We start from the raw sequence: 10,885 nt of genomic DNA on the forward strand, positions 1-10,885 counted from the left end.
AAGCCGGAGCCGCGCCAATGGGTGGGGGAGATAGATCGGTGGTTTCTGTTCAGGGGGCAGCTGAAAGCGTTTTCTTTCTGGATTCGGCTGCGCCAAACATCACAGACCCGAGGATACAAGCGGTGAACAAATACAGGCCCCATGCCGTCTCTATTGTGCCTAAGCCCATACCTTTGGACAAGGTTATGTAGAGCGCGACCAAGAATATGTCAGCCATCGCGAATTTGCCCAATAGGTTCAAGGTTGGCATTGTTTTGCGGTCAAGCAACCCGAATTGCACCAGTGCCAAACCCATGGTTTTCAGCATCGGGGCAAAGAGTGCAAACATTGTGACAACAAGGGCCAAAAACACATCTGCATCCCACAAGGACTGCAGCCCGGATACCACACTGATTTCCGTCAGGCCAAAGAACGGCAATATCCCGGCCCGCAAAAGCGGCGCGAACCAGGAAATCGGGTAAAGGATGAGCAAAGCAAGATTAAACCAACGCATGACAGCCACTTAGGAAGTAACACCGCGATGTTCCAGCCTTGTGCCGGTTATTTGGTCCACCACCAGAGGCCCAGCAAGGTTAGCAAAAGCACAAAATGGACAAGGTCGAGCCAGCGCCAACGGGCGCGCGGCGTCAGTGAACTGACCAAAAACATCACGGATGGCACCAAAAGCGCCGCCATTCCGCCGCCTTCGGCCATTGCTTGTGCGGCTGCCACGTAGAGGGGACCGCTTGCAATGCCAACCGCAGGCGCAAAAACTGTGGCCACGCCGCCCGCCGCTAATAGAAACGCAGCAAGCGCTGGCCAAAGGGAAATCCCGCGCCCGCCGATCACCCGAAGCAATGCGATTATGACAAGCGCTTCGAGAAAGATGAATTTCTTGTAGAATATGAAGGCCAGCAGCACCGGGTTTGGCTCAAAGAAAGTCATGCAGCGGCCCCTTCTATCTGACCGATTCAATGGGGCCGGTGGCGCGGCCCGAAATGAATTGGTCTACAAATGGATCACCGCTTTGGTCAAGGTCGCGGACGGGTCCTGTCCATTGGATCACCCCATCATGCAGCATCGCAACGTGGTCCGCGATTGCGCGGACACTGGTCATGTCATGGGTGATGGTCATCGCAGTCGCGCCCATTTCGTCAACGATTTCGCGGATCAATTCATTGATGACACCGGCCATGATCGGATCCAATCCGGTGGTTGGTTCGTCGAAAAAGATGATCTCGGGTTCGGCGGCAATGGCACGGGCAAGGCCGACGCGCTTTTGCATGCCGCCCGAAAGTTCGGCAGGAAACCGGTCAGCCACATCGGGCTTCAATCCAACGCGGCGCAGTTTTTCGATGGCGATTTCGCGGGCCTCTGCGACAGGGCGTTTGAGCGATCCGCGCAGCAAACGAAAGGCGACGTTTTGCCAGACGGTTAGGCTGTCAAAAAGGGCCCCGCCTTGAAACAACATGCCAAAACGCGCCAGAAACGCATCGCGGTCGCCGGTTGTGACGTCCTTGCCGTCTAAGGTGATGACACCGGCATCCGGTCGGACCAAACCCAGTACAGATTTGAGCAACACGGATTTCCCCGTCCCAGATCCACCGATGATCACCATCGACGTACCCTTGGGGATGCTTAGGTTTACACCGCGCAATACGTGGTTGTCTCCAAAGGCTTTTTCAACTGAGATAAGCTCGATCATAGTGAGAAAAATGCCCCGGTCAGTAGGAAGTTCGCAGCAAGGATCAGCACCGCTGCCGCCTCGACAGAGCCTTTGGTCGCTTTGCCGACACCCTGTGCGCCGCGGCCAGAATTCATACCGAAATAACATCCCATCAAGGCTGCAATGCCGCCAAAAATACACCCCTTGGTCAGCGATGAAACAATGTCCAGCAGCTCAAGAAAATCGACCGTGTTTTTGAGATAGGTCGCGGGGTTGAACCCCAGCGATCCGGTCGCCACCACCCAGCCGCCGAAAATACCAATCACGTCGCCTACGGCCACCAGCAAGGGCACAACAATCAAACCGGCCAAGACGCGCGGGGCAACAAGGTATTTCATCGGGTTGGTCGACAAGGTGACAAGGGCGTCGATCTGCTCGGTCACCTTCATCGTTGCGATTTCCGCCGCGATCGAGGATGTCACCCGCGCGGCGATCATCAAGCCCACCAAAACCGGCCCCAGTTCGCGTACCATGCCGATGGCAACAATCTGTGGCACCACGGCTTCGGCGTTAAACCGTGCGCCGCCAGCATAGATTTGCAGTGCCAAGGCACCGCCGGTAAAAATCGCTGTCAGGCCGACAACAGGCAGGGACAGCCAGCCGATGTTCAGCAGAGCCAGCGCAAATTCGCGGCCATAAAATGGCGGGCGGACCATGTGGCCGATGGCTTGAAATGCGAACAAAGCGACACGGCCAATCGCCGCCAGAGTTTGCAACGTTGCACGTCCTAAGGCTCCGAGGGGGGACAAAAGGATCATGTTGGCAAGTATCGGCGTTTGTAACGTGCGCCCAGCGAAGTCAGTATTTCGTAGCCAATGGTACCGGCCCAATCTGCCACTGTATCCACCGTTTGATGCGCGTTTATCAGGTCAAGCGCGCTTGGCTCTTCGTTCAATTCAGTCACATCCACCCCGATCATATCCATCGACACGCGGCCCAATACTTTGCATCGGGTATCACCGTGACACAGCCAGGCGTCGCCGCCCATTGCCCGGATCAGCCCGTCGGCATAGCCTGCGGCAATTGTCGCGACACGGGTCGGAGATTGCGCAATCCATGTGTTTGAATAGCCGACGCTTTCACCGGCCAGCACATCGCGGGTCTGAATGACGGGGATTGATAAATGCACCACGGGGCGGGCCTGTGCAAACGGCAATCCGCCGTATAGCCCGATGCCGGGACGGGTCACGTCAAAATGGTAGTCGCTGCCCAGCAGAATGCCCCCCGTCGCCGCGAGAGAGCGCGGTGCGTCAATTCCGTCGGTCATATCGGTGAAGTTTTGCAGCTGAAACGGGTTCATCGCATGATCTGGTGCATCGGCGCAGGCCAGATGGCTCATGACCAACGCAGGGCGCTGCGCCAGTGCGATTTCGCGCAGCGCGCGCCATTCGGCGTCTTCCATGCCCAAACGGTTCATGCCGGTATCAAGCTGTATGCCAAAGCTGTGGCCGGGGAGGGCTTCGACATGGCGCAGCATCTGGTCGATGGAATTGAGCATCGGTGTCAGATTTGCATCGCGGATCAGTGCGGTATCGCCTTCCATATGTCCCGAGAAAACGAAGATCTCGGGGCCGGTGCCCAAGATCGCGCGCAGCTCCGCACCTTCTTCGCAAGCGGCGACAAAAAATTGCCTGACACCGGTTTGGGCAAGCGCAGGGGCAACTTGCGCCATGCCAAGCCCATAAGCGTCAGCTTTGACAACCGCAGCCGTTTCGGTGTGCGATTTTGAAGATAGCGCATGCCAGTTGGCACAAAGCGCAGCGAGATCAATTGTAAGTTCTGCAACAGCCATATGCGTGTCTTTGGCATGATAGGCGTGAGCGTCAAGAGGAAATGATGTTTTGGGTACCGCAGGCCGCAAGCCTATTGGCTGATTTGGCGAAAATGTTGGTTAACACCTGTTGGGATAAGCTAGGCTGGGAGCGGAGGGACACATATGAAAGACAAGTTGCGTCTGGAGTGGCAATTGTTTCAACTGGCGCTGCGGTTTTTGACCTGCATGCCCGCTGCTGGCGATCTTTCGACGTCGGACGATTTACGGATACGGGCGCACAAGTATTTCCCGATTGTCGGGGCCTTTGTCGGCGCTATTGGCGCTTTGGTGTTTTGGGCCAGTTGTGTTTGGCTACCGCAATCGGCCGCCCTGATCATCTCGCTGGTTGCGACCTTATTGGTGACCGGAGCCTTCCATGAAGACGGGTTGGCCAATGCGGTCGAAGGGATGAGCCGCGGGTCAGGCCGAACCCAAATGCTGGAGATGATGGCCTCTCCCGGGTTGGGGCTTTTTGGAGCCTTGGCTGTTGCACTGGTTGTAGCGCTGAAACTGGTTTTGCTGGCGCATATGCCGCTGGTTTTGGCCGGTGTTGCGCTGGTTCTGGGACATATGATCGGGATGATGGCGGTGGTCCATGTGATTGCCACAACGCCCTATGTGCACAGCAATGGGTTGCAAGCTGCCGCCCCGTACATAACATCTGGCGGCTATCGTTTTGCGGTTTTGTCTTCAATCGCCGTATTGATCGCGGCGGTGTTCTATATGGGGCTTTGGCCGCCGCTTTATCTGATCTTGGGAAGCATCGTTTTGGGACAATTGTTCCGCTCGGCAATGATGGGCAAACTGGGCGGTTACAACAGCGATTGCCTCGGCGGCGTGATGCAACTGAGCGAAGTCGGGGCCTATTTGGGCCTGTCGGTCTGGTTTTGATGCGCGGGCAAAAAGCCGCGCGCACCGCAGACGGCGTTAGTATTCGTTGCCGCCCTGCCATGTTTTGGCCAAGTTGCCAAAGCGCGTGAACTGAGCCTCAAAGGACAGCTCTACCGTACCAATCGGGCCGTGCCGCTGTTTGCCGATGATCACCTCGGCTTTGGCATGCAGGCGCGACATGCGTTCCTGCCATTCGGCCATTTTGTCCAGCTGCTCTTCGCCCGGTTTTTCACGTTCCACATAGTATTCTTCGCGGAACACAAACATAACAACGTCCGCATCCTGTTCGATCGATCCAGATTCGCGAAGGTCCGACAATTGCGGCCGTTTGTCTTCGCGGTTTTCAACCTGACGAGACAGCTGGGACAGGGCGATCACAGGAATTGCCAACTCCTTGGCGATCGCTTTCAAACCCATCGAAATTTCACCGATTTCCTGAACGCGGTTTTCCGACGTTCCGCGCAACAGCTGCAAATAGTCAACGATGAGAACGTCCAGCCCATGCGTCCGTTTCAATCGCCGAGCCCGCGCAGCCACCTGCGAAATCGGCAAGGCGGCAGTGTCGTCGATAAACAATGGACAGGCTTCAAGCGCCTTGGCCGCTTCAACGAAGCGCCGGAATTCGATTTCGTCCATGTCACCCTGACGGATTTTATGGGACGAGATTTCAGAGGCTTCGGCCAAGATCCGGCTGGCAAGCTGCTCGGCGCTCATCTCGAGGCTGAAGAAGGCAACAACGCCGCCCTCTACTGTGCCCTCGGTTCCGTCCGGCTTGATGCCCTTCTTGTATGCCTTGGCAATATTGAAGGCGATGTTGGTTGCCAGCGATGTTTTCCCCATCGAGGGGCGGCCTGCCAAGATCAGCAAATCCGACGGATGCAAACCGCCCAACTTTCCGTCCATATCGATCAGACCGGTCGACACACCGGCCAAACCGCCTTCGCGTTGGTAGGCCGCATTGGCGACATTCACCGCTTCTGTGACGGCCTTGAGGAACGAGACAAAACCGCTTTCGACCTGTCCTTGCTCGGCCATGCTATAGAGCGCCTGCTCGGCCTCGACGATCTGTTCTTTGGGGTTGGATGCGATATCGACCTTGGCCGCTTTGGCAGAAATATCTTTGCCCAAACGGATCAGATCGCGGCGCACCGCCAGATCATAAAGCATTTGGGCATATTCACGCACCGCAAACGCGCTGACAGAAGAGGCGGCAAGTCGCGCCAGATAGGCGGGCCCGCCCAGTTCCTTAAGGCCTTCGTCGGCTTCCATAAACGCCTTGAGCGTTACAGGTGAAGCGAGGTTGTTTTTAGAGATACGTGCAGCGGCGATCTCATAGATTCGGGCGTGAACCGGATCGTAAAAATGCTGGGGGCCAATGATCGATGCGACGCGGTCAAAGACGTCATTGTCAGTCAAAATAGCGCCCAGCAACTGTTGCTCGGCTTCGATGGAATGCGGCATGGTGTCGGCGGCTTCGACCTGAATTCCGGTCGGATTTATTGTCATAACTTCGTTCATGCCGTTCCCCAACTGCCCCAATTTGCGAATGTAACGCCTTTGGTGCGCTTGGTATCAACAAGCGGGGCAAAGGGGCAAATTGTATATTTCTGGGGATAAGCTTCCTGCCGAAACCCCATGCTAGATATTGCGATTAGACTTAGCGGTCTGTCAATATAAGGTAGCGGCAGAGAACCGGAGACGGTTTTCTGCCCGCTACCTATACTGATGCGCTTAGTCTTTGTTGGCGTCTTGCCAAGCGCGCGGTGCTTTCAAAAAGGCCTCGACCTGTGCGAGTTTCTCATCCGAGAAATTGCCCATCTCACGCGCGGCTTCCAGCACGTCCCACCACGTACACAGGTGGTGCAGTTCAACCCCGTGATCGCCCAGTGTTTTGATCGTCTCGTCAAAAATACCGTAGTAGAAAATGACGGCAGTATGACCGCAGGTTGCACCGGTTTCGCGGATGGCATCCACAAAGGACAGTTTTGATCCGCCGTCGGTGGTCAGGTCTTCGACCAGCAACACACGTTCGCCTTCGGTCATCACACCTTCGATGCGGGCGTTGCGGCCATAGCCTTTTGGTTTCTTGCGCACATAGGTCATGGGCAGGGCCATACGTTCGGCAACCAGTGCGCCGAACGGGATCCCTGCGGTTTCACCGCCGGCGATGTTGTCAAAGGCTTCGAAGCCGGCGTTGCGCATCACAGTCACGGTCAGGAAATCCATCAAGGTGCTGCGAATGCGTGGAAACGAAATCAGCTTGCGGCAATCGATGTACACCGGTGACGGCAGGCCCGAGGCCAATTTGAACGGCTCGTCGCCCATGAAATGTACCGCTTCGATTTCCCACAGCATGCGGGCGGTCAAACGGGCCATTTCTTCGGCAGAGGGATAAGACGTCGGAATCATCGGGCAGCTCTCCTGGATTTTGCGCGGATTTAGCGCGAAACAGGGCGGGACAAAACCCCGCCGTGTTATTTCTTTGGGCCGCAGCCGCAGGGCTGGCCTCTAAGTTTGAACCGTCCAGTGCAAGGGCATCATCGGGTCAAACACCGTGACATCGCCGTCCGGCGTTTCAATCTTGGCCGGATAGGTGACGGGGTCGCCCTTGGTCAAAACCATCTGCGCGTCGTTGGGGGCCAAACCGTAAAAGGCCGGTCCGTTCAGGGATGCAAACCCTTCCAGCTTGTCCAACGCGTTTTCTTGTTCAAACACTTCCGCAAGAATGCTCATGGTGTTGGTTGCGGTAAAGCAACCGGCACATCCACAGGCGTTTTCCTTGAGTGGATCAATATGCGGCGCACTGTCCGTTCCAAGAAAGAAGCTGCGATCACCGGATGTGGCGGCGGCGCGCAGCGCAAGGCGGTGCTCTTCGCGTTTGGCCACGGGCAGGCAATAGTAGTGCGGTTTGATCCCACCGACCAAAATAGCGTTCCGGTTGATCACCAAGTGGTGGGTGGTGATCGTCGCAGCCAGATTGTCACCGCCGCTGCGGGCATAGTCTGCGCCCTGTTTGGTTGTGATGTGTTCCATGATCACGCGCAGGTCTGGAACAGATTTGCGCAAAGGATCCAGCACTCGGTCAATAAACACGGCCTCGCGGTCAAAAATATCAACATCGCTGTCGACGACTTCACCATGCACACACAGGGGCAGCCCAATTTCGGCCATGGTTTCAAGGGTTGCACGTACCTTGTCAAAGTCGGTCACGCCCGAGGCGGAATTGGTCGTCGCGCCCGCCGGATACAGCTTGACCGCATGGATCAACCCTTCGTCCTTGGCGCGTTTTACATCTGCCGGATCGGTTTGTTCGGTAAGATAGAGTGTCATCAGCGGTTGGAAATCACTGCCATCTGGCAGCGCATCCATGATCCGCGCCTGATAGGCCGCTGCATCATCGCGTGTGACAACAGGCGGAACCAGATTTGGCATAATGATCGCACGGCCAAAATGGCGGGCGGTTTCAGGAGCAACGGCGCGCATCATAGCGCCATCGCGCAAATGAAGGTGCCAGTCATCGGGGCGGCGAAGGGTCAGTTTTTGCATGGGGGTCCGGTAGCACGCACGGCCGGTTATTTCCAGAGATTCGACCGACAGAACCTGCTTTGACGCGGAAATTCGGTGCTGTGCTAGCTATCTTGGGAGACGAGCTGCGCCAAACGGCGGCGAAACCGCGGTGCATCCAACCGTGAGACCACATTTTGACACAACAAGCGGGCCAGATCGCTGCGCTCATCTGCATCAATGCGGGCCAATAGGCGGCGCAGATAGGGCGGGTGATCGCGCCGCGCCCGAAGCATTTTGGCAAAAGTATTGGTGTCCAAGCGGTCTTCGGCGACGGCAGTCAACAGCGATGGAAGCAGGTTCAATTCGATCATGTCAGCTTGCAATGCGCCGCCCATCAAGGGCAGGCGGTGGCGCGTGACGTTACGCCGTTCGAACAGGGCAGAATGCATGGCATCCAGATGTTCGTTGGGGTCAAACAAGACATGCGCATGATGGGCCGCCTCAATCATATCCGGCGCAAACCCGTAGCGTGAGGTGAAATCGCGGCGGCGTTGTTCAAGGAACCTTTCATCCCAGCCTGTGACCCGCGGATCAAGCGTTGCTTGCGGTTGTAACATCAAGACACGCGCACCGGGCGCGGTAACCGAATAGGCAGCGGCCGCATATCCGCAGGGGCCAGCCCCATAAAAGACAACGTTTTCAAAATCATCAAAAAATCCGTCGTCCAGCATCTGGTCAAAGAAGGCAAAGACTTTGGCGTCGCGAAACCAGGTGTCACCTTGGCTGAGCACAGAAAGCGACGACCAGCCGTTGTTGCGGACCATATCGAACCCTAGCGGAGTACGGGTGGGAGACAGCGCCTCGATTCCCGGTACGGATTCAAAGCTGACCAAGAGAGTGTCACCGTCCTCGACAAAGATCGACGCATGCCGTTTGCCAAGAGGCTCAGCGAACCCCAGATTTTGACCAATGCGTTTCAATTCGGTTAGCCACTCAGCCCGCGATAGCTGGCTAAGATCGGGAGGGAAACTGGTCTCTGACTGTGGCATACCCGCATGTCCTTTGGTGTCCCCACGCCTCTTGATGGGGATGATTTGGAGATGAAGTTAGCCACGATTTCGGGCGAAATTGTGTTTAATGCTGGGTAATTTTAGGCAAGGGGCGGTGCTACACGCGGTCGGCGGCTTTGGCGCGGCTGGCATGCGCGGTCAGAAACCTTGCGGCTTCGGGCGTTATTGGCCGGGCCGGGCTGGACATCAAAAGCCGGGCAAACAGCGCGCGGTAGGGTTCTTGGGCCATCAGATTGTCAAACCGGGCTTTTCGCCAGTGTACCGCGTGGTTGTGAAGTTCGGATAGGGTCTGATCCGCGGCGAGATCCGCGCGCAGATCTGCCGCGCCCGGCATGTTCAGAATTGACCTGTCTTCCTCAGAACTCCAATTGCGCTCTGACCAATAGTCCATTCCCAGAGTTTGGTTGGAATGCACCGCTCGGCCTCTGTCTGCCTTGACAAGGTAGCTTTCCATTGACCCGAGCGGATAGTGGTTGAGCTGCGCCAAACCATAATTGGACCGGCCGTAATCTGAAAATATCCGGCGGTGTCGAAACTGATCGCCCAAATTACGGCCTTCGCAATCAAACCAGCGGGCCATATCAACTTTGGACGGATCGGGGCTGCGGGGACGGTGTACCCCGAGCTTGCGGTAAATGCCGTTGTTTTTGTAAAGCGTCTTGAACATAGCGGCCCGCCACGGCCAATGCATAATGATTGGCGCAGCTCGTATGAATTGTTGCGTCACAGGGATGTCGACGTATGGCACGACACCGCTGTTCCCAAAGAGCCGCCACGTGAGCGTGATGGCGTCCGCATCCGGCAAGGCGGAGATCAAAGCGGGCAGGGTACGATCCCCGATGTGGATGTTGACGAATTCGTCGATATCCAACGCCAACAACCAATCGGACTGCGTGACAGGGCTTGAAGTGTCGGCCAGCTTTAGTCCGGTGAATTGGATTCCGCTTTTGTCAAAGGGTCCGTCATTGCGGATATGCGTGACCAGATCCATGTCCTGCAACCGGTCCAGCATCTTATCGGTGCCGTCTTGGCAATCGTTGCTAAGGGCGACAACATCGGTGACACCGCAGGCCAAATGATGGGCCAGCCAGTCTAAAAGGAAGCCACCCTCATTGCGGACACATAGAACTGCGGTGACCTTCATATCGTGCCCTTCGTGTAACGCGGGTGACGAATTTTCGGCGAAAATTCAATCATCCCCAACCTTTACGGAATGTAACAACTTTGGCTTCTGATGCTTTGGGAAAATATGTCAGTCCGGCCCTGTGCATTGCGTCAAAGACATTCTGAACCCCCTGTTGCCCAATCCATTGGGGGTGCAATTCTATTATGGCAACGCGAATGCCCGTCCAATCTGCAGAAGGCAACAACACCGCTTCGGCCCCTTCGATGTCGCAGACCAGCACATCCGGTTTCAACCAGTCCAACACCGGGCCGATGGCATGACGTTCTATGTTTACAATTTCCTTTACGCTATCGGGATCTGCATCGAAATCCATGGACGACCCAAGGAAGTTGTCGCGCACATAGAACTTTACGGGATCGCCAACGTCTGGTGATAGCAAAGCGTTGCGCACGTCTACGTTTGTGACCCCATTGGCTTTATGCACCGAATGGATGTAAGGGATCAGCGCCGGGTTGGCCTCATAGCTGACCACTTTTTCCACCTTCTTCTTGACCGACAGCAGCGTCGACATATAGCCAAGCCCACCGCCCAGTTCCAACACCCGATCCCCTTGGCGAACCACCCGCATCACCGCGTCGCATTCTTTGCGCTCATAGGTGCCTTCGCGTATCGCACCGCGTACCCGGCCTGTGGTCAACTGCGGATGTTTCGGGATATTCATCCCCCGGGACCGGATATAGGGGCTGCGGGTTTTGGGCGCGCTTTCGTCCATG

General features: G+C 56.3%; 12 protein-coding genes. 1 reads left to right on the top strand and 11 read right to left on the bottom strand.

What is annotated here, in order from left to right; genetic code table 11:
* Positions 1 to 49 precede the first annotated feature (49 nt).
* The 5 genes from C8N36_RS17605 to alr are packed head-to-tail and all read right to left on the bottom strand — an operon-like array spanning position 50 to position 3,497.
* Positions 50 to 493 carry a paraquat-inducible protein A gene (locus tag C8N36_RS17605; RefSeq protein ID WP_097806166.1) on the bottom strand — a complete coding sequence of 148 codons (444 nt, stop codon included), beginning with the start codon at positions 491 to 493 and terminating at the stop codon, positions 50 to 52.
* A 47-nt stretch (positions 494 to 540) separates the two neighbouring features.
* Positions 541 to 924 (bottom strand): hypothetical protein, encoded by a 384-nt coding sequence (locus C8N36_RS17610; protein WP_097806165.1) that lies wholly within the window; start codon positions 922 to 924, stop codon positions 541 to 543.
* Positions 925 to 937: 13 nt separating this feature from the next.
* Complete coding sequence (locus tag C8N36_RS17615; RefSeq protein ID WP_097806164.1) at positions 938 to 1,684, bottom strand: ABC transporter ATP-binding protein; 747 nt, start codon at positions 1,682 to 1,684, stop codon at positions 938 to 940.
* The gene (locus C8N36_RS17620; protein WP_097806163.1) at positions 1,681 to 2,463 is read right to left on the bottom strand and encodes an MlaE family ABC transporter permease; all 783 of its coding nucleotides are present in this window, start codon (positions 2,461 to 2,463) and stop codon (positions 1,681 to 1,683) included. Before C8N36_RS17620 ends, C8N36_RS17615 begins: the two co-directional genes overlap by 4 nt.
* Positions 2,460 to 3,497, bottom strand: coding sequence for an alanine racemase (gene alr, locus C8N36_RS17625; RefSeq protein ID WP_097806207.1), 1,038 nt, complete (start codon positions 3,495 to 3,497; stop codon positions 2,460 to 2,462). The genes C8N36_RS17620 and alr overlap by 4 nt, the downstream gene beginning before the upstream one ends.
* 144 nt (positions 3,498 to 3,641) lie before the next feature.
* On the opposite strand from alr, the gene C8N36_RS17630 reads away from it, so the two are divergent.
* On the top strand, positions 3,642 to 4,409 hold the full coding sequence (locus C8N36_RS17630; RefSeq protein WP_097806162.1) for an adenosylcobinamide-GDP ribazoletransferase: 768 nt from the start codon (positions 3,642 to 3,644) through the stop codon (positions 4,407 to 4,409).
* 36 nt (positions 4,410 to 4,445) lie between these two features.
* On the opposite strand, the gene C8N36_RS17635 is transcribed toward C8N36_RS17630, so the two are convergent.
* The 6 genes from C8N36_RS17635 to C8N36_RS17660 all read right to left on the bottom strand — a co-directional run bounded on the left by C8N36_RS17635 (position 4,446) and on the right by C8N36_RS17660 (position 10,884).
* The gene (locus tag C8N36_RS17635) at positions 4,446 to 5,927 is read right to left on the bottom strand and encodes a replicative DNA helicase (protein ID WP_097806161.1); all 1,482 of its coding nucleotides are present in this window, start codon (positions 5,925 to 5,927) and stop codon (positions 4,446 to 4,448) included.
* Positions 5,928 to 6,140: 213 nt separating this feature from the next.
* Positions 6,141 to 6,818 carry an orotate phosphoribosyltransferase gene (locus C8N36_RS17640; RefSeq protein ID WP_097806160.1) on the bottom strand — a complete coding sequence of 226 codons (678 nt, stop codon included), beginning with the start codon at positions 6,816 to 6,818 and terminating at the stop codon, positions 6,141 to 6,143.
* Positions 6,819 to 6,917: 99 nt separating this feature from the next.
* Positions 6,918 to 7,955: a dihydroorotase gene (gene pyrC / locus C8N36_RS17645; RefSeq protein ID WP_097806159.1), complete on the bottom strand. Its 1,038-nt coding sequence runs from the start codon at positions 7,953 to 7,955 to the stop codon at positions 6,918 to 6,920.
* An 83-nt stretch (positions 7,956 to 8,038) separates the two neighbouring features.
* Complete coding sequence (locus tag C8N36_RS17650) at positions 8,039 to 8,965, bottom strand: phosphoadenosine phosphosulfate reductase (RefSeq protein ID WP_097806158.1); 927 nt, start codon at positions 8,963 to 8,965, stop codon at positions 8,039 to 8,041.
* Positions 8,966 to 9,083: 118 nt separating this feature from the next.
* Positions 9,084 to 10,130, bottom strand: coding sequence for a glycosyltransferase family 2 protein (locus tag C8N36_RS17655; protein ID WP_097806157.1), 1,047 nt, complete (start codon positions 10,128 to 10,130; stop codon positions 9,084 to 9,086).
* Between the two features lie 49 nt (positions 10,131 to 10,179).
* On the bottom strand, positions 10,180 to 10,884 hold the full coding sequence (locus C8N36_RS17660) for a class I SAM-dependent methyltransferase (RefSeq protein WP_097806156.1): 705 nt from the start codon (positions 10,882 to 10,884) through the stop codon (positions 10,180 to 10,182).
* Between the last annotated feature and the right edge of the window lies 1 nt (position 10,885).

Source organism: Pelagimonas varians (assembly GCF_003208435.1).
Lineage (GTDB): Bacteria > Pseudomonadota > Alphaproteobacteria > Rhodobacterales > Rhodobacteraceae > Pelagimonas > Pelagimonas varians.